Origin of the sequence: Desulfosarcina cetonica JCM 12296 (assembly GCF_001311845.1) — a bacterium.
In the GTDB taxonomy this organism is placed as follows: domain Bacteria; phylum Desulfobacterota; class Desulfobacteria; order Desulfobacterales; family Desulfosarcinaceae; genus Desulfosarcina; species Desulfosarcina cetonica.
In genome coordinates, this window is record NZ_BBCC01000029.1 from 14832 (window position 1) to 39167 (window position 24336).

Sequence of the window (24336 nt, forward strand, 5' to 3'; positions counted from 1 at the left end):
CGGGAGCGATTACAGTAGCGGGAGGGGGTGCCACAGGGGGGGCGATCCTCTCGGGGTCATTCACCCCTGAAAAATGCCTCTTTTTTGCCCGTTTCGCGCCCTCGTTCGCAAAAGCAGCCTGTGTCATAGTGGGTGGCAACACGGATAGACGCCGGCCGGAAAACATCCGGCCGGCATGTCGTCAACCCAGGCACCCCGAATCGGCCATGACACAGGCGGACGCATCTACAACCGACACCAGCATCGAGGCAGAACAGATCGTCACCGTCAACGTGAAGATGAAGGCCTTGATCGCGCGCATCCGCCGCATCGCCCCGATGGCCAGACGGGTGCGCATCGCCGGAGAAAGCGGCACGGGAAAGGAGCTGATTGCCTGGCTGTTCCATGTCTGCAGTGGCCGCAGGGGCGCCTTCGTGGCCTTTAACGCGGCAGGGGTCGACGATCAATTTTTTTCGGACACGCTGTTCGGTCATGTTAAGGGTGCCTTCAGCGGGGCAGAAAGCATACGCTTGGGGCTGGTCGAGGAAGCCCGTGGCGGGACTCTGTTTCTGGACGAAATCGGCGAGTTGAACCCGGCGTCCCAGACCAAACTGCTACGCCTGATCCAGGAGGGTGAGTTTATGCCCCTGGGAGCGGATCGATCCAAAACGGCCGATGTGCAGGTTGTCGTGGCCACGCACCGGTGCCTACGGGAAATGGTTAACAAGGGAACATTCAGAAAGGACCTTTATTTTCGCCTGGACGGTCACCGCATCGACCTTCCGCCCCTGCGCCAACGCCGGGATGACATCATCCCCTTGGTAGATCATTTCGCCCGACAAGTGACGAATAAATTCGGCCTGCCCCGCCCCAGAATCGGACAGGAGGTCTGGGACCTCTTGACCGGTTATGATTACCCCGGCAATGTGCGCGAGTTGCAGACCATGGTCGAAGTCGCCATGATCGACGGCAACGGCAGGATCCATGCGGATGCGATCCGCGATAAGATGGCGCGCAACCGCATGCTGATGGACGAGTCCGAAAAGGAAACCGGGTCGGCGGACCAATCGTTGAAAAAATGGGCGACCCTCCCGACCATAAAGGAACTCGACCAACTGCTGTTGAACGAAGCCCTGCGCCGCGCCGGCGGCAACCAGACACGGGCCGCCGCGATGTTGGGTATTTCCCAGTCGGCGGTCAACCAGCGGTTGAAGAAGATGAGAGGGCAATCTCCTCCGTAAAAAACGAACCGACCCGTATCGCTGCTGCCATCTTTGCAAGTTTCAACTTGCCCCTCCAACACCCATTCATTTATATACTATGGCATCTTTGATTTTTTAATCCGCCGGCGGGGCGACCGGCGATGCTCTTTATGGCAAGGTTATCCCGTGGCACGTATTTTGGCTCTGTTCATCCTTTTCCTGGCGTTATTGCCGCTTGCCTGCGAGCGCTCCCCGGCGTTACCGGTCGCGGATCCACCGCCGGCCGACACCTTGCGGTTCGATGTGTTCAATGCGTTTCATTCCTTGAATCCAAAAGAAATCGAATGCACGGGGGCAAGTTGGATATTCCCGCTGCTTTTCAGTACCCTAGCGAGGATTAATCCAGAAGGTCGACTGGAACCGGACCTTGCCAGGAGCTGGCATTACGACCGTGAAAACCGAACCTTGCGTATTGACCTGAGACGCCACGCCAAGTTCCATGATGGCATGCCGGTCACATCCGGGGATGTCATCTTTTCCATCCACCGACAAATTGAAGGTCTTTTTCGAGACGCCAAACGAGCGATCCTCACAATCGACCCCATTTCCAAGCACGCTCTCAAAATCGTGCTGTCTCACGATGACCCCGGGTTCTTTGATCTTATTCATAAGACGATGATCCTGCCCCGTCATGTATCGATGGCATCCCACCGGGATCATCCCCTGGGTTCCGGCCCCTACCGCTTCGATGAGAAACTCGATGATCAAAACATACGGCTCTCCGCCTTCCATGATTACTATGGTGGTCGACCGGCCATCGAGCACGTGCTTTTCACGCATGTGACCGACATGGAGCAGACCTGGACACGACTGCTGGCCGGAAAGACCGACATCGCCGTGCGCCTGGCCCCGGACAATCTTCACCGAATGAAATTCATCCAGCAACGTTTTCATATCAATCAATCACCATCCTGGTTTTGCAAGACCCTTTTATTCAACACCGCCGATCCGCGCCTCGCCGATGTCCGGGTACGCCGGGCCCTGAGCCTGGGCATCGATCGCGACCACATGGTGGAGAAGATTCTCATGGGTTACGGACGGGTGGCCACGGGGCCCTTGGGATTGGATTCGCCCTATGGGCGGTCGGACCGCCCGCCGAGGCCCTACGATCCCGTCAAAGCCAGAGAGCTGCTGAACGATGCCGGCTGGAAAAAGGACACCGCCACGGGGATTTGTCAAAAAGACGGTCTCGGATTGGAATTCGATTTGCTTTACATGCAGGAAAGCTCTATTGATGAAAGGGTCGTACGCTTCATCCAGCTATGTTTGGACGAACTGGGGGTCAGGGTGCGCCCGGTGCCGGTCGACTACGCAACCTTCCGGCAATCCTTCTATGGGAATACCGCTTTTCAGGCCGTACTTACGGAAACCATGGGATTGTACGATTCCCATACGCCCCTATTGATAGCCTGGATGCCACCCGAAAGGGGGTGTTCCAACATGGGAGGCTTCACCTCGCCGCGGATCACCGAGTTGTTGATGGCCCTCGAAGACGCCGGCGCCATCCAAGCCCAGCAGGCCATCTGCCAAGCTGTCGAAGATCGCCTGCTGGCCCTCCAACCGGCGGCCTTCCTCTACCAGCCCACCGAAATAGACGTCGTTTCCAAACGCATTTACCTGCCCCATGCCTTTGCCGCCGACACCGGTAGTGTCCGACGCCTGTACCAGGCGCAGATCCGGCCCCGTCGATAACTTCGACAACGTCATTCTCCCCGATTCAAAACCTTATTGCCGCCATTAGTTTTCCAATGAAACAGTAATTGCCTGTTATTGCTATCATTTCTACCTATTCCAATTACTCACCCAATTTATGATATTATTTTTCTTATGGAGATATGGTTTTCCCAGTCCAATAATATTTTTTAACTATTTAATATAATTAATAATTAAATCATTGGCATGCTGAGTGCAATACCCATTAACAACTCCGGAGGGAAACTAACAACAATACAACACAAGGAGAATTGAAATGAACTCGAACGAACACAGCAACGCAAAAGAGATCGTCATCGTCGCCACACCGGGAACCTACCAAGCCGCAGACCAGTATTACTCCTGCTGCGAAGGTGGGGCCCCACGATCCGAACCTAACCCCTATCCCCCGCCGGGGCCGTCCAGGCCCCGGCACACCCGAACCCAACCGAAGCCAAGGGCCCTTACTTCCGGTTGTCAACCGCGCCGGGGGAGCCGCTGCTCCCCGGCGCCATCCCCCAGGCCAGGAGGTAAGCATGCCGACCCATAAAATTTCTTGTTATATCTTAGACGGTTCATTCACCTACCGCGGGGTGGATTACAGCACCTTGCACCACACCCTTACCAAGGCCGATTGTATCCTGCCCCGATGGGCATGGAAGCGCGTGGCCGATAACGATCCGGAGATCAAGCAAACCGCCGTATGGAGCACCCTGAAGGCCCAGGGCTTTCTGATTCCGGCCGGGACGGACGAGTTCCAGCTTTTCCTGGAGTGGCGCGGCGACCATGCGCGCAATTTCAACGAAGTGAAGAGCCGCGTCCTTTACACGCGCAAATGCGACAACGACTGCGCCTATTGTAGCCTCATGCCGCACCTGCGCCGCGGCTTTCACATGAGCGCCGAGACGGCCCGGCTGATGGACCGCTTCCATGCGGGCTTCATCGCGGAGAAGCGCCCCCTTTCCGCCCGGGACGCCTTTTTGGGCGGCGAGCCCTTCCTCAACTACGGTGTCATGTGCGATTCGGCCCGCCGGCGGTTTGACTGCTGCCAGGCGCTGGGCATCCCCTACCGGTTTTCGGTCACCACCAACGGCAAGCACCTGAGCGTGGCGCGGATCGACGCCTTGCTTGAATGCGGGCTGGAGACCCTACACGTCAGCCTGGCCGGCCGGCCGGGGTGCATGACCGCCTGCGGCCCTCCCTGGGCGGCCTCCCCAACTACCAGAAGGTGCTGGGCAACCTGGAGCTGATCAGTGGCCGGGTGCCCGTGATTATCGAGTACCAGTACGATGCCGCGGCCGATGACTACCGGCGCATCGGCGAGATGATCGCCGATTTTGAGCGGCGGGATATCCAGATCGCCGGCATCGAGGTCACTCCCATTCTGCCCCGGCGCCAAGACAACCACTTCAACGCCGGGTTCGGCGACTTGACGATCCTGCACTGGATCAACGCCGTGATCGAAGACGCGGGCTTTCCCGCCGAGCGATCCGCCCCTCTGTTCGCCTGCATCGCCGACCAGAAAGCCTACCACGTGTATGACGTGGACGGCAGCATCATCCCCTGTCCCTCCCTGCAACTGGGCGAGCGGGCCTACGGCCATGTAACCACGGGCATCGACTACGTGGCCGAGACCCAGCTCCTGGAACGTCGGTTCCCGGAGGAATGCCGCACCTGCGCCTTGCTTCCCACCTGCATGGGCGGCTGCCGCCTGCGGGCCGACATGGAGAACGGCGACTTCAACGGCGTGATCTGCAACCGCGACCACCTGGAAACGGAGCTGAAACGGTATATGCGCCAAAAGGCGAAAGACGAGCTGGAAAGGCGGGATGCCTGCGGGGATTTGCCCGTGGACGAGTAGGGTAAACCAAGTCCAAGCTGTGAACCGGGTTCCGGATGTTGGTTTCGGAACCCGGTTTTTTGTTTTCGTGTCACCGGCATGGCCCGCTCTTACGGGCCGAGCGGTTGCCGACCGAAGAGTGAGCCAAACCCGGCAAAAAAAGAGAATCGGTCTGGATTCGGTAAGGCCCGATCCACGGTGAATCGGACTATTCTTTCCCGAAACCGGTTGGTTTGCGCTTTTCCCGCCACCGAACAAGCTGCTCTTTCGCCTTTTCAATACGGGGATCATTGAACTGTTGCATTCTCTCGAGGGACTTCTCGCCGATGGTGATCGCTGTCTCGATGTCTCCCTTCTCACCATGGGCATGGGCAAGATTGAACTGGCATATGGCCGCACTCCGGTAATCGCCTTTTCCCAGATAATGATCCAGGCACTGTTTATGGCAGCGAATGGACTCGGCATGGTCTTGCAGATCCGTCTTGATCAAACCGATGTTCTCCGTTGCCGTTATTTCCAGGTCTTTGTCTTCCAGCGCCTTGGCAATGGAGAGAACCTGTTCATGACAGGCTTGCGCCTTTTCGGGTTCATTCAGATGCCGGTAGGCGATTCCCAAATTATGCAACAGGACCGCACGGTTCCGCTTGATTTCATTCCGCTTGGCAGGATCGTCCAATTCGGGGACTGCCTGGACGGCCTTTTCCAGAACATCCACCGCTTCCCGGTAGGTTTCGCGCCGGACATGGACACTCCCCATGCTGCCCCGGGCTACAAACACATAGTACTTGTCTCCGGCCTTTTCGGCAGTTTCCATGAGACGTTGATCGGTTTTCAGGGCCGCATCGAGATCATCGAGCCGCTTGTAAATGGAAGAAAGTTTGAACAGCATGAAGCAAAGGTTTGGAGACGCCGGTGCCTGTGCATGATTATCGAGCCAGCTTTCATAAAAACCCCGGATAATCTGTAAAAAGTTTCTGTGATAGCGCCGGTTGCCGCTTGCCTCGAGGGTCTCCAGGACATCGTCGAAAGCATTGGTCGTCGTCGGCGTGTTCGGATTTTGATAGCCTTGCACGATAAGCTTCAATCCCCAGGCAATCCCTTCCGCGCCCTTATCGCCGATATTTCTTGCGATTTCCAGGGCCTTGGCGGCACATGCGCCGGCGGCTTCATAGCGCTTGAGGTGCAGCAGAGCATTACCCTTGTTGGTCAACACGGTGCTTTTAAGGCTTTGGGATCGAACCCGCTCACAGTACAGCAAGGCTTGGTCATAGGATTCGATGGCCTTTTCATAGTCCTTGCCATGGGAATGGGCCTGTCCCAGGCTGTTGTAAAGGGCGCCGATCCTATTACTGCCTTGCGCCTCGTAGACATCGGTAGCCTGCGTTAGGGCTTCAACGGCCTTTTCATGTTGGCCTTGTTCCAGATAGACCTGGCCGAGCATGTGTCCGGCTGCGCCCATGCCCTCCGGTTCGCCGGCCGTGTTTGCGACTTCAAATGCCTGCTCTGCGCAATCCTTGGCGCGATCCGGATTGTTGTTTGTCAGGTTGGCTGCGGCAAGATAGTGGAGCAGGGCAGCCTTCTCCTTGGCAAGGCCGTCGTCCCCCGCCTCGACACCGCAACGGGTATTGGCCTGCAAGGCCTGCTCCAGCCACAGGATCTGAGACTCCACGGGAAGCAGGATCATCAGGAATTCCCATGCGACGCAGGTCAGATTGCTCACCAGCCGGGCGGCGGCAGGATCCTCGGCGCTATTGTCGACGCACCATTTGTGCAATTTTTCGATATGCGGCCATTCTTCTATTTTTATGCGTCCTATGACTTCTTCACCATCCGCCTTCTGATGCAGGTATTCTTGATGCCATGAAGACAGGTCGCCGATGTAGCTGAAAGTGATATTGAGTTTTGAACGTCTTTCGATTTGCTTCATCGATTATAACCCCTGGAGCAGATTCTCGGCGTGGGCCAATAGCAAGGCATGCATCTGAAAACGGCCGTTTTTCATCGGTTCAAGTAGGCCTTGGTTGGCCAACGCCGTGACCACCGGCTTCGGATCATGGACGCCGATGCCGGCCCATGCGGCCGTTAGGCGTTTCAAGTCGAATGTGGCCGGTTTGGGGGCAAATGAACTCAGGAGGGCAAAACAGATTCTCGTTTTATTATCCAGCCGGTCCGTGCTTTTCTCAAACAGCATTTTCACGGTGGGAAGCTCCCCTTTGACCGGGTCGAAAAGATCGTGGGGAGCACGCTCTTGGAAAACCGAACCGATGCTTTCAATAAGTTCATCCAACAGCGCCTTCACATTATCGGGCCAGGTTTCGTTCTCCGTTCTCAGCATGCGACCGGCGACATGAATGGCCAGCGGCAGGTTTTCCAGGGTGTTCACCAAAGCCAGGCACTGACTATGATATTCTTCAACCACCTCCGGTATCAGAATCTTCAGCAATGCCATGGAATCTTCTTCCTTGAAGACATTCAATCGATAGACCGCGTCCGCAGAGTAGACGAGATGTCGGGCGATCTCCGGGGATCGTGTGGTGATAATCAGCACGTTGGTATCCCCCACGGATTGCCTGAAACCGGCCACGTGATCCACTTCCCAGGCGTCATCCAACAAGAGCAATAACCGTTTGCCGGCGATCCGGTCCCGCAGAAGGGAGATGGCCGCCTCAAGACGGGTCGTTTGCCGCAACTCCCGGCTGTCCAGCAAATGACGCTGCCCCAGGGTGCTGAATCCCGTAATCGGATTGAATCCCACCCCCATCGGCATCCAGATGACCCCGTCCGGAAAACCCTCCTGCACGGCGACATCGTTGGCCAGGGCGGCGGCGAAGGTGGTCTTGCCCACGCCGGGCCACCCATGGATGGCGATCATTTGATGATTCGTTCCAGTGTTGAGAAGGCCCTTGATGTTGTCTATATCAGAGCCTCTTCCCAAAAAGATTTGCGGCGTTGAAGGAATGGAGATGATTTGTTCACCGGGTGGTCCTATATACTGCGGATGGGGAATCGGGCTCTTGGAGCCACCGGTATTGGCCTCTTTTTCTACGGCCGGCTCGATATGTTCCGGTTTAATGGCATCCGGGCCGTCTTCCATCACCTTCGGTTTCGCTCGGTAAAGGGCGTTGATGAGGTCTTTTTCGGCGATGCGCGCATCGATGAAGGCCTGGGCTTCCAAGCCGAAAAAGGCCGCCACCTGGTCCACGCGCTTAAGGGGCAGCCCATCCTTGGCCCATTTGCGGATCTGCTTGAGTTCGAAATACCCAACAAGGCTTCCCCACCGATTCAGATTGACAATGGCTTCGTAGCTGGAGGTAAATAGGTCTACGGCCAGGTCGAATCGCCTGCCAGCCAGTTGCGAGCGTTTATCCGTTTTTCTTCCCGCTGTCATGTGTCTCTCCATTTTGATGAGAAATGATTTGGCACTTTTTCTGCTAAGTTAGAACGAGCTCAAATCTCCATAAAATCGCGGAGCGGGTTTGATGTTCCGGCCGGGTCAAGGCGACTCAATTCCGCGCACAATAGCTTGGCCAGACGACTCCCGAAACGCGACACTAGGGTGGGAAGACCGGCGGCGATAACGGCCCACACTTCATCGGCGTCCTTTTTCCGATTCAGCTCCAGGGCGGCGGCCCAATAACGGATTAAGTTGTTCTTTCTATCTGGCAAACGGTCGAGGGCGGCAAAATGATAACGGTGGCACAAATATCGGAAATGATCGTATCCTTCGATCATGTGGCCCAGGACAGGCAGGCTGCTTAATACCGATTCCAGGTCCGGTTTTTCCAACGCCATCATGAGCCCGCTGAAGATCGCCGCCGCAAGCGTCGGTGGATATCCGATCGCCAAGGCTATATTCTGAACCTCATCCAGGCCTCCCCCATTCGAAATGTCCTCGATCCGATCCAATGACACCGAAGTGTCGAGACCCTTTTCCGTAGCCTCGTGAAACAGTTGGCGAGACTCTCGCCAGGACTGAGCGCGGGCCTTCCAGCCCGCCAGCCAGAAAAGGGCTTCTGCCTGGAGATAGCTATCCTCGATGCCCCGTGCCAGGGGAATCAGTCGGTCCATTATTGCCGGCCTTTCCGCCAGGACGGCAGCCTCCGATGCGGTCCCGATGGTCCGGGCGACGGTATTGGAATCCGGTTCCGCCCGGATTGCATCGACCGTGCGTTCAAATACCCCATCGGATAGGTCGCCACGTCCTCCCTCGGCCAGGGTCAAGGCCAGTCCGGCCAGATCGTCCGGTGCCGAATTGCCTCGGGCCATCTCATCCAGCAATGCGGTTATCATATCGCAGGCGATCCGCTTCGAATCCGGTTGGTTTCTGGCGGCATGCCACAGGGCCAGAACCCCTTTGGCATTGAGCCGCCACTCGGTATCGTTGGTTCCCATGGCGGCGGCCTGCAGGATGGTTTCGGCTTGCCTTGCCTGGGTTTCATTGCCGGCTTCTCGATAGGCGGCCGCCAATGCACGGGCCAGTTCGGCCTGAGGCCAGGAATTTCGGCATTTTCCCAGCCTTATCATGATCCAATCCAATCCTTGCCGGTCACCTCGACGCCCAAGGATGGTCGCCAATCGGCACAAGGTAGAGACCTCCTGCCATCCATCTATCGACGGCCGCCAATCCAAGGCCGCCGCTATTGCTTCCCTGGCTTGGAGCCGGTCTGAAAATAGCGTCAGGCCGAGGGCCACGACCCCCAGGTCGGAGCCAATCAGGCGCGCCCGGTCGTCTTGGCGAATCCTGGCGATCAAGTCGGTGACCCCCGGATCGTGGTTTGCAGGGGCCAAGGCCGGCTCGCAGTTGATCAAATCCTTCACAACCCTCAGCGCGGCGTCTGGAGACAGCGAAACGGCAGACGCAATTGCCCGCTTCAGAAAGTCCCGGCCGATATGGAGGTTGTTTTTCATAAAAGCCGATTTGGCGTACGCAACGGTAAGCCGTGCGTGCTTCTCCTCGCTTAATCGATCTCCGATGATCTTCTCGCACTCGTCCGGCCGGCCGGATTCGGCCAGCACGATGGCCAAATTAAAGATGTCCTGGGAGGGCTGTTTTTCTGAATGCAGGGCCAATGCCCGGTCTAATAACTCTTGGGCCAGGCCGGGATGGTTGGAGAGGGCTTTGCGCGCCGCCGTAACCAGCGCAGCATACCGTCTCCGATCATTCTCCAGATCTTCTACATAGCCGAGAATCGCCTCTTTTCTGCCCAGAACGCCCCATGCCGCCACCTGAGCAACGTGGGCACTCGAGTTGACGCCGCCCGACCACTCGATTTCTTTGGCGATACGCGTCTCGATGATCTTGCCCACGTTCCGAGCCTCCGCCGCCCAACCGGCATTTGCCAGGGATTGGGTAAGAAGAGCCAATGCTTCCAGGTCTTTGTTGAAAAAATCGAAGTGACTCGCCAGAAGCAGTTCCCGTGCCTGTTTCCATGCTCCGTGGGCAACATTGCCGTAATTCATTCGACAAGCAACATCGCCGATGCGAATAAGGGCGCGGGCCCGCTGGATGGGATTCGGGTAGCGTTGCGCGCGATCCAGTGCCTGGGAAAGCTCGCCCCACAAGGCCAGGGCCTCCAAGGCCGAAGTTGACACCCTGTTGGCCAACAGGCCCCAATTTCCTGAAAGCCAGGCCAGAACGGCGGGTCGGACCAGGGCCGTGGTCAGATCCGATTTGGATGGCTCAGGATGCTGGTCGAGGCGCTGGCCAGACACGAGACAAGCCCGGTCAATGTCTTGCTTGTATAGCAGTTCACTGGCGTCGATTTCGGCAGATCGGGCGAGCCATCGCGGATGGGTCACCAGGCGATAAAGCGAACCGGCTCTTTGCAGCACACTCAGATGATCGCTGAGGTGACGGAGACTGTAATCATCCACATGTTGAAAGGCCGTACCGGGCATGGCTTGGGATTGACCGTTTGCGGCATTCATGGGTCGAGGTCCAGATCCCCCGCCATACCAAGCTGTTCCAGGTAATAATCGGCGATCATGCGATGGAAGGGGGTCAACCCCGGTTCGATCTCATTGTAAAGGAACTCCTGGAATAAGGTATGGTAGACTCGATAGTACTCCTTGCGGGCCTCGCGCCCGGTTTCCGTATGCAAGAATTCGTACCAGGCGTAGATCGCCTTCTGGATATCGAAGTGCCCGATCTTCGTATAATCGTGGATCTGATCCAAGGAGACTGCCTCCTTGACGGTAGCCAGGATGCAGACCACCGGCCGATACAGATCATCAAATGTTTTCTCGTCCTTGCCGCGCATTTGCTTCCAGTGGTGGCGGTAATAATTCAAAAGTCCCTGGGGCAGTTCGTCGAGTCCACCGTCTTGATAATTTCCCGCCCGGATGGCGGGAAGCACATGACGCAGGTACATGAAATTGCCTTCACTTTTGTCCACCAGGCCATCGACAACGCTTGCCTCGTCCGTATTCCACGAGGCGATGACCGCTTTGAAGACTTTATCCTTCAAGTGATTCCGCACGTACCGGGCGGCATCGTCCCGGTTGTCCGGTGAATTGGCTTCCAGATCGAAGGCTTTTAGGTTCATGACGCTGAAAGGCATCTCCTTTCGGCGTCTGGCGGTGGCGACCACGAAAACGCCAGCGGGAAGAGAGACGGGAAGGTACAACAAATTTGCGTCCATCCCCACACCGGTGTTGTCGACCTCATCCAGGGCATCGATGGCGATCACCATTTTCTCATCTTCGCCCAGCTTTTGGGCGCCTCGGCCAATAACCGGTTGAGCAGGACCCCATCCAGGTTCGCATCTGGCGGTAGGCTCGTGCATGACAGATCGTATCGATGAATGAGCTGGCGGCAAATGTTTTTCAGGAAATGGTGGGGACGGTTGATGGACTGCGGCCCGATATTGAAATGATGGAGGTAATTGCGGTCGTGAATCAATTTGGCCATCAGGGCCGACTTGCCGATCCCCGGATCTCCGGTGATCAGGAAATAGCCGTTCCCCTCCGGAGTATTTTCCAGGAACGCATCCAGCGCGTCGAAAACGAATCGGCGGCCACAAAAATGGCGCAGGCGATCCGCCATGAACGCAGCGAAGGCGCCGCTGAATTCATCTGGAATGGCTCGGGCGTGATAGTCCGGTGCAGGTGACGGTTCGACGCGCTCCAGGTCAATTAATTTCTTCCCGTCAGCGATGACCCTGGTTTTCATTCTGAAGAGGGCCGCCATGAGGTCCCTTTGGTCAATGCGATCATCGATAAAGGCCTGAGCCTCAAGACCGAAAAAGGCCGCCACTTGGTCCACGCGCTTAAGGGGCAGCCCATCCTTGGGCCATCTGCGGATCTGCTTAAGTTCGAAATAGCCGACAAGGCTCTCCCACCGCTCCAGCTTGACGATGGCCTCGTAGCTGGCGTTAAACAGGGTCACGGCGAGTTCAAATCGTTGCCCGGCCAGCTTTGAGCGTTGCTCCGATTTTCTTCCTGTTGCCATATGTCGCTCCATTTTCATGAAAAAGGATACAATATCATCTCAAAACCGGGGCTACGATCAGGCCCCCTCCAGGGAGAACAGGTGGATCCGTCCGGCAGCATCGCCGGCCGTGATCAGGCGACCGTCATCGGAGCAATCGATGGCTCCGACCCCCACATCGGCCTGGAGGGCAGCGATGGCCGTTCCGTTTCGCCAGTCCCACACATGGATCCATCCGCTGTCCGTGCAGGAGATCAGCCACCGGTCATCCGCCGCCAGTTGGATCTGGTCAATGAAACCGGGCTCCCGGTGAACGGGAAACCGGCAGAGGAGACGCCCGTCGTTCAAGGCCCGGACGGATATGTGGCCGTCGTCGGCGGATGCGATGCAGAACTTTTCGTCGGATGTCACGATGAGTTGATGAATATCTCTCTGGTGGTCCTGAAATTTCATGAGGGATGCGCCCGATTCCAGGTCCCAGACGATGATATTCCCGCCATCGTCGCCGCTGATGATCCGCATCGTTTCGGGACACATGGCGATGGCTGCGAGCGCCCGCTGATGACCGCTCAGTGTCAGTTGGCTGCCGGACCGGAGAAGGTCCCATACCTTCACGGTCTTGTCGTCGGAAGCCGTCACCGCAAGGGGCTTTCTGGGATGAACACACGAGTCCCAAATTCCACCTTCATGTTCATGGAATCGCTTCATGATTTTGCCGGTAGTCACGTTCCACAGGATCATCGACCCGTCCGTGGAATGGGAGACCGCCGTTCCGGGCAGGGCGCAAACGGGTTGAACGCCGATCACGTCATCCCCGTGACCGGAAAAGGTCTTCTCGCATCGACCGCCGGCGATCTCCCACAACCGGACCGTGTGATCGTCCGAGGCGGATAGCAGATGGGTGTCACCGCAAAATGCGAAGTGGGTCACCCAATGGGTGTGTCCCTCCAAAACATGCAAGGTCTTCAGGGTAGCAGTGTCATGAACCTTTAACAACCCGTCATTGGAGGCCGTGACGATGGTCTCCGCATCCTTGCCGAACCGGATCATGCTGATTTCGTCATGGTGAGCGGCCGCCTGATGATCCATCTTGTTGTTGACGTTCCAGATGCGTATGGTCCCGTCCCACGATCCAGATGCGATCAAGCCGCTTCCTGCATCCATGTCCATGGTGCTGATCTCGTCGCTGTGCCCCCGATAGATGCCGATCTGATCTTCGCCGTTGGCATCCCACACCCGAATGGCCCGGTCCCATCCGGCGGAATAGAAGCGTGAACCGTCCTCGGAAAAACAAAGAGCCGTTACCGGACCGTAATGCCGGAACAGGGACCCGCGTTTTTCCTCCGCTTCCATGTCCCATCGGACGATCTCGCCATCCTCCGATGCGGAATAGAGGGTCCGGGTGGTTTCATGGATGGTAAGTTGGCAGATGCCGTCGGCATGGTTGTATAAATTTTCCGGCGCGGCGTCGTCATCGATGTGCATCCGCCAAACGGTTCCCGACTTGTCACCGGCGAAGATTCCTCGGGAGCCTTCATTGAACGTGAGGCAGTGGGCCGTGGCTTCAAGCGGTTTGGTCGTCCCCACACGCTCGCCTTCGGGCAATCGGAAAAAGGATACGGTCTTGTCGGATGAGGCCAGGGCCAGCATGTCATCGCCTGAAATCGCCACGGCGGTGTACCGTGTCCGGCGCCCGGCATCGATTTCGATCTGGGCGAAATCGTTAAGGTCGAGGGCGAAAAGTCCGCCTTCCAAGCCGCAGGTGACGAAGTATTGCCCAGAGGGGCCGACGACCGACCGTGCGATGGAACCCGCATGAATTTTATCCGTGAAGAGGCTTTGGCCGTTTTCCAAACGCCATACGCCTATGGTTCCGTCATGGGCCGTGGTGACAATTCCCCGGGGGCTTTTGTGTATACTTTCGATTTCCGTCTGGTGGGCCCGGAACCGGCGCCGCAGACGGCCGGTGGCCGTATCGAAGATAAACACCATGCCTCCTTCGGTGCCGGCGACCAAGGTATTCGCATCCCAACAGATCACGCCGGCCACCGGTTCGTTGTCGCAGTAAAGGGATCGGATCAGGGGGGCTTCCTGCTTGGAAAAATTGTCTGACAGACTTTTCAGCCAGGGCCGTTGGACAGGATTGTTCAGCAATCTAGCGATAGCGGGATCAGCATCTTTCCACAGTCGGCAATACAACTGCTCCCACAACTGATCGGGATATTGACGGAGGATATGGGCGGACAGATCGAGGATCTTCCCGATCCTTTGGATTTCGGGCCGATTTGAATAAGCATAATCTCCGATCAGGGAAAGCGGCTCCTTTCGGTTGAGCTTGACCGAAAGGTATCGGAAATCGGTCAGAAATCGTGCCACCCGATTATGCAAAGATAGCTTATAAAGATGTTTGATCATGTGGCCGAGAAAATATTCGCGGTGGTTAACCGTCATATTCTCGATGCGATCGTCAAGGGATATCATCTTCAAAAAGCAAACTGCAGCCCCCCCTCCACCCAGCGCCCCGGTTTGGGCCAGTTGGGGCGCACGATGTAGTCGGAATCGGTCAAGTTATGAATACTGGCGAAAAGATGATAGCGGCCATGGGATTCGAGTGTGGGCAGCCGGATCGAGGCCTTGTAATCCCAGACGAAACGCTTGTCCCGGGTTTCCGGAAAGCTGGAGCAATGGTCGACCATCCGGCCCACCAGGGTGTTGGTAAAGCGCTGGCCCGCATACTGGACGCGCGCGGTATAGATCAGTTTCGGAATATCCTCGATTCTCTCGTCGGTCTTCTCGTTGAAAACGTCCACATAGGTACCGCCGAAGTAAAGCGTCAAACCGAAATCCGAAAAAACGCTGACGCCGCCTTCGATTCCCTGACGGGTCACCGAATCGATGTTTTGATGCCGTTCAGTGTCGTAATTCCAGGTGATCAGGTCGTCCACATCGGCCCGGAATAAGTTAAGCTCGGCCTTGACATAGCGGTTCGGTTGAATCTGTCCACCGATCTGATAATTGATGGCTGTTTCCGCCTTGAGGTCCGGATTCCCATAGGTGGGATCGTTGATCAGGGCCGGCGGCGGGGCCGAAAAGCCCCGGGATACCTGGGCACGGATCAATGCATCGTAACGTGAAAATCGGTAAACGGCGCCAAGCGAAGGACTGAGCTCGCTTCCAAAATTGAGATTGTTGTCATAACGCAAGCCGACGTTGACATGGACGGAGCCCAAAGCGATGGTATCGTTGGCCCAGACGGCCCAATTTCGGGTATCATAGGTGTCTTCATAAAAGACCCAGTCATACTCGCCCCAGTCGATATCGAAACCGGCAATCACGGCATGGGACTTTGCGGCATCCCATTGCCACCTGACGCTCCCCCCCCACGATTCATCCGTATAATCGTTGTACAGCTCCCGATGGTCGACATATACATCGTCGATGTGTGTATCGTATGAATGATGCCACAGTTCCGTGGTCAGCTTCGTTGCATCGGTAGGCGCGATTTCGAAAGACAGTTTTTCATAGGTACGCCGCTGTTCCCGGTCATCCCAATAATCCGGATAGGCTGGCAACAGCTGGGCTTCACGGCCGACGTCGGTGAAGGTGGCGAGACTGATGCGCCCGGTTTGGCCCAGGGCATAATCGAACTTGGCATAGCCGCCGTTCTGACGATATTCGGAATGGTCAAAAAACCCGTCGCTTTTTTCGTGTACGCCTGACACCAGCCACCCCAATCGCCCACAGGTCCCGCTGGCGGCGGCCCGGGTCCGCAGGGTTTGGTTTTCGCCGTAGGATCCCGTCGCGCTGATCGAAAACGGCTGCTCTGAATCGGGCGCCTTGGTGATGATGTTGATCACCCCGCCCAACGACGATCCCCAGGCGGCGGATGCCGCCCCCTTGTAAATCTCTATTTTCTCGATGTTCCCGATAGGCAGATAGGACAAATCCGTTCGAGGGTTGGCCATCATTTCCAAAGGAACGTTGTCCTGGTAAACGGCCACATGCCGCGTCTCGGAGCCTTGAATGCTGATAGTACCGGCAAAACTTCCGGGACCGCTGTTGATCTCCACATATACACCGGGGATGTACTGCAACACCTCGGCAACGCTGGTGGCCGGCAGCCGTTCGATCTCTTCTGCCGTGATCACAGTCACATTAGCAGTGGTCTGGTCCGCGCGAATCGGGGCACGGGTGGCGGTCACCACCACGGGTTCCAATGTATAGGGGGTTCCCATGGAAATCTCTGCCGAAATGGCATACGGGATGTGCGAGAGCAGCAGCACAGCCAGGCAGGACATTACCGCCGCGTGACAGGTACGGTGGACCGGTATCAATTTCAATGTTCCAGTTGGTACTTTCTGACTTTTTCGATCAGCGTTTTACGGCTGATCCCCAGCAATTGCGCCGCCTGGCTCTTGTTGCCCGAGGTGCGCTGAAGGGCCAAATCCACGGTGAATTTCTCCATTTCCGCCAGGTTGAGATCGGAAATCACCGCTTCGTCAACAACCGTTTCAAAGGGCAGGTGACGCGTGGTGATCGTGGATTCGCGACAAACGATCACCGCCCGCTCAATCACATTGATGAGTTCACGGACATTGCCAGGCCAGTCGTAATGCCGCAAGGCTTGTTGGGCCGCTTCGGAAAGCCCCTCGATCGATCGCCCGTAGCACTGGTTATAGTAGGCGAGGTAGTACGATACCAGCAGCGGAATATCCTCCTTGCGCTCGCGCAGCGGGGGGATCGCGATTTCATACACCTTGATGCGGTAATACAAATCGCTGCGGAAACGGCCCTCGGCCATGCACTGTTCCAGGTCCTGGTTGGTGGCCGTTATCAGACGAAAATCCGATTTGATGGCCGCCGTTCCCCCCACCCGGGTGAAACGTTTGGTTTCGAGAATGCGTAACAGTTTGGTTTGGAGGGTCGGCGGCGCATCACCGATCTCGTCCAAAAACAGCGTTCCCTGGTCGGCGATTTCAAAGAAGCCGACATGTCGGTCGATGGCACCGGTAAAGGCCCCGCGCTCATGACCAAACAGCTCGCTCTCCAATATCCCCGCGGAAAATTCACCACAGTTGACCGTAAAGAAAGCATCGGTGAGCCGCCCGCTGCGCTCGTGGATCAGTTGGGCCACCAATTCCTTACCGGTTCCGGTTTCACCGGTGATCAACACCGTCGCCGGCAATGCGGCCACCAGTTGGATCGCCTCCAGCACCCGCCGAATCGCCGGGGAATGACCGATCAGGGTCGCTGGCGCTCTCGTCCCCAATTGGCGTTTCTTTTTGATGATCGCCAGTTGATGCTGCATCTCCCCCTTCGCCAGGGCTTCGCGAACCGTCGTCCAAAACAGGGGGAATTTGTCGCTGATGGGTTTTTCAAAATAATGGAAGGCGCCCTGCTGGACCGCCTGAACCGCCTGCTCGGTAGAGCCAAAAGCGGTGATCAGAATCACCGGGATGGACGGCGCCAGGTCGGCGACCTTGTGAAAGAGTTCCAGCCCGCTCATCTCCGGCATCTCGATATCTGATATGATCAGGTCGGCGGCGGGGCCACATTCCAAGGCATCGAGGGCCTTTTGCGGCGCGTCAAAGGTTCTGAGGTCAAACTCCCCAATTTCCGGCATGGAGGCGAAAAGATCCAGAAAAGCCTCGCTGTCATCGATCAGATATATGACGGGTTTGTTCATCACCAACACACGTATCGGTTAAAGAGCATTCATCAAGACCATTTGATTGGGCCGCAGCAACTGCGTACAAATGACACACCTAAATGGCCTAAAAAATGGCAGGACCGTCACCAATCGTTACAGCGCTGCCGTCAAAAACCACCGACATAAAATAAATAGGCTTCTAAACCAACAAGATACGAAATCAAATCCAATTTTTCGAGTTGGCATCTGAATTGATAATCATTTTCATATAGGCCAGAGATAAGAACTATATCTCCAAAGGAAATGCAAGGTAAAAACAGAACCCCGTCGGTGGAGGGGAGCATCGATGAGGCAATCCTCATGCTTTCTTTCATTGACGGCGTGGAGGCAACATCCATCAAAATGCGCCGCAGGCAGACAGATATGGCGGCGTCGGGCGGAATCGATATCATGCAAAACCGTGACACAACCATTGAAGCAGAAAATCCACAGCGGCGTGACACCTCCGAGCAAACACCCAGCCGGGGCATCGCTCATCAGGATTCGATACGCGCCGACAAATTAACCCTTCGTGAAAAGCAAATCGCTACGCAGATGGCCGTGGGCAAAAACAAACGGCAGATCAGCAGGCGGCTCATGCTGCCCGTCTCGATCGTTGAACGTCATAGCGCGGCCATCCATGAAAAGCTACACATTAGCGGCACAACTGAACTGGTATTGTACGAGATTAACAACGGCTACACCTCTCTTTTGCGAAACGACTTCATGAAAAGCCAAAATCAGATTCTCGATTATTTGCCGGTCCTCGCCTCGGTGATCGATATGGAATCCCATGACATCTTGTATGCCAACCGCCATATGCAGAAAGTTTTTGGTGATGTGGTCGGTAAAAAGTGCTGGGAGGTGCTTCATACGGATCAGAATGGGCCATGCGCCTTCTGCCGTTTTGAAGCGCTGGTAGACGAAGATGGACTACCGACAGAGCCTTGCCGATGGCAGCTAAAAAACACCATTACCCAACGCTGCTACGATATGATCGACACGGCGGCCCTGACCGAAGACAGGCGGCTCGTTAAAATCGGGATCGGTATCGATATTACGGACCAGCTGCAAAAACAACAGGCGACGGCCCATCCGCATACCGACACCCCCCCCCTGATGACTGGGGGCACGCCATCGTCGTCTGCTCAAACTGCAACAAACTACGCGACGATGCCGGTGAGTGGTTCTCACCCGCGAGCTATTTCCAGAAGCACCTGGGGACCTATATCAGTCATGGTATTTGTGAGCGCTGCGCCACCCGCCTTTATCCCTGGATGTTTGATGATTCGGAAGAAGACTAGGCGCGTTGCGCCTGTTGCCAAAATGGTGACATCTGGCGCAGCCGCTCAATGATGGGAGGCATCTTCTCGATGATGAAGTCGATCTCTTCCTCGGTGTTGTAAATACTCAGGCTGTAGCGGATCGATCCGTGGGCGGCGGTAAACGGCACGCCCATGGCCCGCAGCACATGGGACGGTTCCAGGGAGCCGGACGTGCAGGCCGACCCCGAGGAAGCGCAGATGCCGTGCTGGTCCATGAGCAGCAGGATCGCCTCGCCCTCCACATACTCGAAGGCGATGCTGGTGGTGTTGGGCAACCGGTTCTCCGGATCGCCATTGACCATGCTGGCAGGGACGCGTTTGAGCAGTTCGGATTCAAGCTTGTCGCGCAAGGCTTTTACTCGCGTGTTCTCATCCTGCATGCTATCGATGGCCAGCTGGGCCGCTCGCCCCATGCCGATGATGGAAGCGGTGTTTTCGGTACCGGCCCGGCGACCGCCCTCCTGATGCCCGCCCATGAGAAACGGGGCATATTTGGTGCCCTTGCGCAGGTACAGCACCCCGATGCCCTTGGGGGCATGGAGTTTGTGGCCGGAAAGCGAAAGCATGTTGATGGCCGAATCGGCCAGGTTGATGGGAATCTTGCCCACGGCCTGCACCGCGTCGGTATGGAAAACGATGCCGCGCGCGTTCACCTTGCGGGCGATCTCCTCCACGGGAAAAACCGTTCCCGTCTCATTATTGGCCCACATGACACTGACAATGGCGGTTTCGTCGGACAAACTTCGATAGAGGGTTTCCAGATCCAGGCGGCCGTTACGATCCACGGGAACAAAAGTCACCCGGTAGCCATTTTTCCCCAGATGCTCGACCAGGTTTTTCACCGCCGGATGCTCCACCCGGGTGGTAATGATGTGCTTTTTCTCCGGATTGGCACGGACGGCCGCATAGATCGCCGTGCTGTCGCTTTCCGTGCCACAGCTGGTGAAGAGAATTTCCTCGGGCAGCGCACCCAACAGCCGGGCCACCTGGGCCCGCGCCTCCCTGACCTTGCTGCCCACGCTTCCGCCGAAGGTATGCATGCTGGAGGGGTTGCCGTAGAAATCGGAAAAATAGGGAAGCATGGCCTCCAGCACTTCGGGGGCCACGCGGGTGGTGGCGTTGTTGTCCACATAGATGGTACCGTTCATCGGCTCACACCTCCTCGACGACCAGGTCCTGGGAGACCAGATCCTTGAGCTTGGTCTCCACGTAATGCTTCAGGGTGATCTGGGATTTGCTGCACGAGGCGCAGGTACCGCGCAGTTTTACCAGCACGCGGTTGCCATCCACATCCACCAGTTCGATATCGCCACCATCCTGGTTCAATGCCGGTTTGATCTCCCGTTCGAGAGTCGCATCGATCATCTTGATCTTCTGGATATTGGTCAGGGCTTCGGGTTTCCTGGCCGCCCGCGGCGCATTGCCCAACACTTTGTCGATGATAAACTGGATCTTGTCGTGGCAATTTTCGCAACCGCCACCCGCCTTGACATAATCGGTGACCTCTTCAATGGATGTGAGACCGTTTTCCTTGACCGCCCGTTCAATTTGGCGATCGGTCACGCCGAAGCATTCACAGACGATCTCGCCGTCGATCTTCTTCTCGGCTTCTCCGCGATAAAAGGCGATGGCCTTTTCCATGGCATCGCGGCCCATCACCGAGCAGTGCATCTTCTCCTTGGGCAGCCCACCCAAGTATTCGGCGATATCCTCGTTGGTGACCTTGGATGCCTCATCAAGGGTCATGCCCTTGATGATTTCGGTCAGGGCCGAGGAAGAGGCGATGGCGCTGGCACAGCCGAAGGTCTGAAATTTGGCATCGGCAATCCGCCCGTCTGGATCGAGTTTGAAGGTCAATTTAAGGGCGTCGCCGCATGCCAGGGACCCCACTTCGCCAAGACCGTCAAAATCGTCGATAAACCCCACATTGCGCGGGTTAAGAAAATGGTCCTTCACTTTGTCCGTATATTCCCACATGGTGGCCTCCGAGTTAACAGGGTGCGGATCAGGCGTATTCACAGCAGGTTGCCGATGCATGTCGATCCTGCCGGATTCATGGCTTTTCCTACTATAATCATGAACTTTTAAAAGAAAAGTCGTGACCGGCGCCTTTTTCCATGACAAAATCGTTTTATCGGCATCGTCGAAATATCAACAAAATCTAACCGATCATGATTGGAGGCGCACTCATGCAGATCAGAAAATCCGTCTTTTCCGGAAGCTGGTACCCGGCGAGTCAGCGGGAATGCGAGGCCCGGATCCGGGATTTTCTCGCGGAGGGCAGCACCTACAGCGTTTCCACCACGGCGCCCGTGGGCGGGGTGGTTCCGCATGCCGGCTGGATCTTCTCCGGCAGCATCGCCTGTAACGTGATCCATCGCCTGGCCCGGGAAGGCGCGGCGGATGTGGACGTGGTCGTGGTATTCGGCATGCACCTGCATCCCGGCTCGCCCCGCTATATCATGCCCGAGGGCGCATGGGAGACGCCCTTCGGGCCCGTACCGGTGGACACGGAGATGGCCGGCGCGCTGGCCCGACAGTATCCGTTCCAATTGGAAACCCCCAGCCGGTTTCACCAGGACAACACCATCGAACTGCAGATGCCTTTCATCCGCTACTTCTTCCCCCATTCACGGGTTGTCGCCATGGGAGCCCCCCCCGCCATCGAGACCCTCGCGTTGGCCCGTTCGGTGGTGGAGACGGCAAATACCTTGGGCCGGTCCATGGTGGCCATCGGTTCCACGGATCTGACCCACTACGGCCCCAACTATGGATTCACCACCAAGGGATCTGGCCCGAAGGCCGTCGAATGGGTCCGCGAGGAAAATGATCGGCGCGTCATCAACGCCATGCTGCGCATGGATCCGGAAGCGGTGCTACGGGAAGGCCTGGCGCATGACAACGCCTGTTGCAGTGGCGCGGCCGCGGCGGCCATCGCCGCGGGCAAGGCCATGGGCGCCGTCAGCGCCGAAGAGCTGGTTTATGGGAGCAGTTACGACAAAAGCCCGGGAGACAGTTTTGTGGGGTATGTAGGGGTCCTTTTTTGACGCCATCCGCTTAAGCCGTCTTTTGGAGTGCTTCCAACCGCGCACTCAACCGCACCGGATAGATCTCAGGGGCTTCAAATCGCTTGCAGCCATCCTCCAGGCACCTGAAATTGTCGGCGAAACGATCGCGAATCCGTATCAGCGGCGGCAGCCGGGTCATCCGTTTACCATTTTGCATCACCGGCTGGAGCAGCGGTTGGTATCCCTCCGGCGCCTCGTCACGAACCCCGATCATGTCTTCCAGGAAACGGCCGTCGGTGGCCGCTTTGCGGAACACCTGCTTTTCCCCGGCCAGGGTGACCTTGCCTTCGCTCTGCTTGCGCACATTCCGATCGCCCAGCCGGACCATCTTATAGACCATGTCCAGATAGGGGGCATCGGCCGACACCCCCATGCGGGTCCCGACACCAAAGGCGTCGATGCGTGCGCCCCCCGCGATCAGATGTGACAACGCATATTCGTCGAATCCGCTGCTGGCGAAAATCTTCACCGCCGGCAAACCGGCATCGTCGAGGATCCGGCGCACCTTCCGGCTCAGGTCGATCATGTCGCCGCTGTCCAGTCGGACCCCTCGCAGGGCAAGCCCCTTGTCTTGCATGCGGCGTCCCACCAGGGCGGCATTGCGAGCACCCTGCAGGGTATCGAAGGTATCGATGAGGAAAATGGCGTCGTCGGGAAACAGGTCGGCATAGGCCTCGAAGGCCTCGACCTCCGTATTAAAGGCCGTCACAAAGGAATGGGCCATGGTACCGGAAATGGGGATGTCCCACAGCTTACCGGCCAACACGTTGCTGGTGCCGACAAAGCCGGCAATGTAACTGGAACGGGCCACGACCATGCCCGCGTGGTATCCCTGGGTCCGCCGCAGGGAAAAGTCGACCACGGGGCGTCCTGCCGCGGCATGCACGCAACGCGCGGCCTTGGTGGCCAGCATGCTGGCCACGCCCAGGCTGTTGATCAGATAGGTTTCCAGCAGCTGGGCCTCGATCAGCGGTGCGGTAATCTCCATCACCGGTTCGTTGGGAAAGAAAAGCTCCCCTTCGGGCATGGCCAGCACGTTTCCGCTAAAGGTGAGCTGGGCGAGATAATCGAGAAACGCGGGTTTGAAGCGACCGGTCTGGGTCAGCCAGGCGATCTCTTCCGGACTGAAACGGAAGTTCGCCAGGGCATCTAATACCGCCTGCAGTCCGGCAGCCACGAAGTAGCCACGCTTGGGATGCGCGCGCACGAACACGGAAAAGGTCGCGGGTGTATGCATCCGGCGTTCAAAATAGCCGGCCGCCATGGTCAGTTCGTACAAATCGGTAAACAGGGGTCCGGGGAAGGCGTCCGGGCTCATTGGACCAACGCTCCATAAAGCCGCTGCATGCGCTGCAGGGAGAATTGATGGGCCTGGTCATCGAAGTCGGCCACACCGGCCCGGGGTACCCGAATCGCGTAATCCCGGTTGGCCAGCCCGCCCACCGTGTCCATGACGCAGATGGAGGTGCACACCCCCACCACCTCGACCGCGTCGGGACGATCAGCGGAAAGGACCGCGTCGAGATCGGTGCCATAAAAACCGCTGTAGCGGGTTTTGGGAATCACCCGTTCGGCGGGAAGCGGAGCGAGATCGTCGATCACCTGGCTGCCCCAGGTGCCGGCCACGCAATGCCGGGGAAATTTTTCAAATTCCAGGTCATCGGGCGCATGGGCGTCCTGGAGATAAACCACCAGGCTGCCCGCCTGCCGGTGGGCCGTCAGGCGCTCGCGGATGAAGGGAACGATCTCCCGGGCGCCCGGACCGCAGTACAGCGCACCTTTTTCGTCGATAAAATCGTTGAGCATGTCAACGATGATCAATGCGGATTTGGACATAACCCCTTGCCTTTCCGGGTAATGAGCTGACCCGTTTTTTTAAGGTACCGGCATAGCCGGCTGCCCTTCGTTTATAAGCATAGGGATTGTTTGAAAATCAAGAAGATTGTTGATTATCTGGGGTCGGGTTGGTATAGCCAATGCCCAGCCTTGCCATACTATTGGTATATCAACGCTTTGGGTTCATCAAACGCCACCAACCGATCGGTCGGCGGG

General features: G+C 57.0%; 18 protein-coding genes. 6 read left to right on the forward strand and 12 right to left on the reverse strand.

Annotated features, from left to right (window positions below; genetic code table 11):
* The first annotated feature begins 206 nt into the window (after window positions 1–206).
* The 4 genes from JCM12296_RS09120 (at window position 207) to JCM12296_RS09135 (ending at window position 4794) form a co-directional block, all read left to right on the forward strand.
* Entirely contained in the window at window positions 207–1220 is a 1014-nt protein-coding gene (locus tag JCM12296_RS09120; protein ID WP_054691738.1) for a sigma 54-interacting transcriptional regulator, read from the forward strand.
* Window positions 1221–1484: 264 nt separating this feature from the next.
* Window positions 1485–2933 (forward strand): ABC transporter substrate-binding protein, encoded by a 1449-nt coding sequence (locus JCM12296_RS09125; protein ID WP_246804100.1) that lies wholly within the window; start codon window positions 1485–1487, stop codon window positions 2931–2933.
* Between the two features lie 536 nt (window positions 2934–3469).
* The gene (locus tag JCM12296_RS38070) at window positions 3470–4183 is read left to right on the forward strand and encodes a radical SAM protein (RefSeq protein ID WP_054691742.1); all 714 of its coding nucleotides are present in this window, start codon (window positions 3470–3472) and stop codon (window positions 4181–4183) included.
* Window positions 4111–4794 (forward strand): SPASM domain-containing protein, encoded by a 684-nt coding sequence (locus JCM12296_RS09135; RefSeq protein ID WP_054691745.1) that lies wholly within the window; start codon window positions 4111–4113, stop codon window positions 4792–4794. Before JCM12296_RS38070 ends, JCM12296_RS09135 begins: the two co-directional genes overlap by 73 nt.
* 187 nt (window positions 4795–4981) lie before the next feature.
* Here JCM12296_RS09135 and JCM12296_RS09140 read toward each other — a convergent pair whose 3' ends face one another.
* The 8 genes from JCM12296_RS09140 to JCM12296_RS09175 all read right to left on the reverse strand — a co-directional run bounded on the left by JCM12296_RS09140 (window position 4982) and on the right by JCM12296_RS09175 (window position 17888).
* Window positions 4982–6700: a tetratricopeptide repeat protein gene (locus JCM12296_RS09140; protein ID WP_054691747.1), complete on the reverse strand. Its 1719-nt coding sequence runs from the start codon at window positions 6698–6700 to the stop codon at window positions 4982–4984.
* Between the two features lie 3 nt (window positions 6701–6703).
* Window positions 6704–8161, reverse strand: coding sequence for an NB-ARC domain-containing protein (locus JCM12296_RS09145; RefSeq protein WP_054691749.1), 1458 nt, complete (start codon window positions 8159–8161; stop codon window positions 6704–6706).
* Between the two features lie 59 nt (window positions 8162–8220).
* Window positions 8221–10701: a hypothetical protein gene (locus JCM12296_RS09150; RefSeq protein WP_054691751.1), complete on the reverse strand. Its 2481-nt coding sequence runs from the start codon at window positions 10699–10701 to the stop codon at window positions 8221–8223.
* Window positions 10698–11465 carry a hypothetical protein gene (locus JCM12296_RS09155; RefSeq protein WP_054691753.1) on the reverse strand — a complete coding sequence of 256 codons (768 nt, stop codon included), beginning with the start codon at window positions 11463–11465 and terminating at the stop codon, window positions 10698–10700. Before JCM12296_RS09155 ends, JCM12296_RS09150 begins: the two co-directional genes overlap by 4 nt.
* A complete protein-coding gene (locus JCM12296_RS09160) occupies window positions 11459–12223 on the reverse strand; it encodes a P-loop NTPase family protein (protein ID WP_054691755.1) in 765 nt (254 codons plus the stop codon). Before JCM12296_RS09160 ends, JCM12296_RS09155 begins: the two co-directional genes overlap by 7 nt.
* A 57-nt stretch (window positions 12224–12280) precedes the next feature.
* Window positions 12281–14578, reverse strand: coding sequence for a WD40 repeat domain-containing protein (locus JCM12296_RS09165; protein ID WP_172683824.1), 2298 nt, complete (start codon window positions 14576–14578; stop codon window positions 12281–12283).
* A gap of 107 nt (window positions 14579–14685) precedes the next feature.
* Window positions 14686–16500: a TonB-dependent receptor family protein gene (locus tag JCM12296_RS09170; RefSeq protein WP_054691759.1), complete on the reverse strand. Its 1815-nt coding sequence runs from the start codon at window positions 16498–16500 to the stop codon at window positions 14686–14688.
* Between the two features lie 38 nt (window positions 16501–16538).
* Entirely contained in the window at window positions 16539–17888 is a 1350-nt protein-coding gene (locus JCM12296_RS09175) for a sigma-54-dependent transcriptional regulator (RefSeq protein WP_054691761.1), read from the reverse strand.
* Between the two features lie 324 nt (window positions 17889–18212).
* Between JCM12296_RS09175 and JCM12296_RS09180 the strand changes: the two genes are divergently transcribed.
* Complete coding sequence (locus tag JCM12296_RS09180; protein WP_172683825.1) at window positions 18213–19247, forward strand: LuxR C-terminal-related transcriptional regulator; 1035 nt, start codon at window positions 18213–18215, stop codon at window positions 19245–19247.
* On the opposite strand, the gene nifS is transcribed toward JCM12296_RS09180, so the two are convergent.
* Together nifS and nifU are read right to left on the reverse strand one after the other, a co-directional pair.
* Window positions 19192–20364, reverse strand: coding sequence for a cysteine desulfurase NifS (nifS, locus tag JCM12296_RS09185; RefSeq protein ID WP_054691765.1), 1173 nt, complete (start codon window positions 20362–20364; stop codon window positions 19192–19194). The genes JCM12296_RS09180 and nifS overlap by 56 nt on opposite strands.
* A 4-nt stretch (window positions 20365–20368) precedes the next feature.
* Window positions 20369–21193, reverse strand: a complete 825-nt coding sequence (gene nifU / locus JCM12296_RS09190; protein ID WP_054691767.1) for a Fe-S cluster assembly protein NifU — start codon at window positions 21191–21193, stop codon at window positions 20369–20371.
* A 212-nt stretch (window positions 21194–21405) separates the two neighbouring features.
* Between nifU and amrB the strand changes: the two genes are divergently transcribed.
* Window positions 21406–22263 carry an AmmeMemoRadiSam system protein B gene (gene amrB, locus JCM12296_RS09195; protein ID WP_054691769.1) on the forward strand — a complete coding sequence of 286 codons (858 nt, stop codon included), beginning with the start codon at window positions 21406–21408 and terminating at the stop codon, window positions 22261–22263.
* Window positions 22264–22273: 10 nt separating this feature from the next.
* On the opposite strand, the gene JCM12296_RS09200 is transcribed toward amrB, so the two are convergent.
* Both JCM12296_RS09200 and JCM12296_RS09205 read right to left on the reverse strand, forming a co-directional pair.
* On the reverse strand, window positions 22274–23602 hold the full coding sequence (locus JCM12296_RS09200; RefSeq protein WP_054691771.1) for a nicotinate phosphoribosyltransferase: 1329 nt from the start codon (window positions 23600–23602) through the stop codon (window positions 22274–22276).
* A complete protein-coding gene (locus tag JCM12296_RS09205; protein WP_054691773.1) occupies window positions 23599–24120 on the reverse strand; it encodes a cysteine hydrolase family protein in 522 nt (173 codons plus the stop codon). Before JCM12296_RS09205 ends, JCM12296_RS09200 begins: the two co-directional genes overlap by 4 nt.
* Between the last annotated feature and the right edge of the window lie 216 nt (window positions 24121–24336).

What these genes read in the sequence shown, in the direction of transcription:
- JCM12296_RS09120 (WP_054691738.1), top strand. Translation starts at nt 207, where the DNA reads ATGACACAGGCGGACGCATCTACAACCGACACCAGCATCGAGGCAGAA.
- JCM12296_RS38070 (WP_054691742.1), top strand. Translation starts at nt 3,470, where the DNA reads ATGCCGACCCATAAAATTTCTTGTTATATCTTAGACGGTTCATTCACC.
- JCM12296_RS09140 (WP_054691747.1), bottom strand. Translation starts at nt 6,700, where the DNA reads ATGAAGCAAATCGAAAGACGTTCAAAACTCAATATCACTTTCAGCTAC.
- JCM12296_RS09145 (WP_054691749.1), bottom strand. Translation starts at nt 8,161, where the DNA reads ATGACAGCGGGAAGAAAAACGGATAAACGCTCGCAACTGGCTGGCAGG.
- JCM12296_RS09150 (WP_054691751.1), bottom strand. Translation starts at nt 10,701, where the DNA reads ATGAATGCCGCAAACGGTCAATCCCAAGCCATGCCCGGTACGGCCTTT.
- JCM12296_RS09155 (WP_054691753.1), bottom strand. Translation starts at nt 11,465, where the DNA reads ATGGTGATCGCCATCGATGCCCTGGATGAGGTCGACAACACCGGTGTG.
- JCM12296_RS09160 (WP_054691755.1), bottom strand. Translation starts at nt 12,223, where the DNA reads ATGGCAACAGGAAGAAAATCGGAGCAACGCTCAAAGCTGGCCGGGCAA.
- JCM12296_RS09170 (WP_054691759.1), bottom strand. Translation starts at nt 16,500, where the DNA reads ATGTCCTGCCTGGCTGTGCTGCTGCTCTCGCACATCCCGTATGCCATT.
- JCM12296_RS09175 (WP_054691761.1), bottom strand. Translation starts at nt 17,888, where the DNA reads ATGAACAAACCCGTCATATATCTGATCGATGACAGCGAGGCTTTTCTG.
- JCM12296_RS09180 (WP_172683825.1), top strand. Translation starts at nt 18,213, where the DNA reads ATGCTTTCTTTCATTGACGGCGTGGAGGCAACATCCATCAAAATGCGC.
- nifS (WP_054691765.1), bottom strand. Translation starts at nt 20,364, where the DNA reads ATGAACGGTACCATCTATGTGGACAACAACGCCACCACCCGCGTGGCC.
- nifU (WP_054691767.1), bottom strand. Translation starts at nt 21,193, where the DNA reads ATGTGGGAATATACGGACAAAGTGAAGGACCATTTTCTTAACCCGCGC.
- amrB (WP_054691769.1), top strand. Translation starts at nt 21,406, where the DNA reads ATGCAGATCAGAAAATCCGTCTTTTCCGGAAGCTGGTACCCGGCGAGT.
- JCM12296_RS09200 (WP_054691771.1), bottom strand. Translation starts at nt 23,602, where the DNA reads ATGAGCCCGGACGCCTTCCCCGGACCCCTGTTTACCGATTTGTACGAA.
- JCM12296_RS09205 (WP_054691773.1), bottom strand. Translation starts at nt 24,120, where the DNA reads ATGTCCAAATCCGCATTGATCATCGTTGACATGCTCAACGATTTTATC.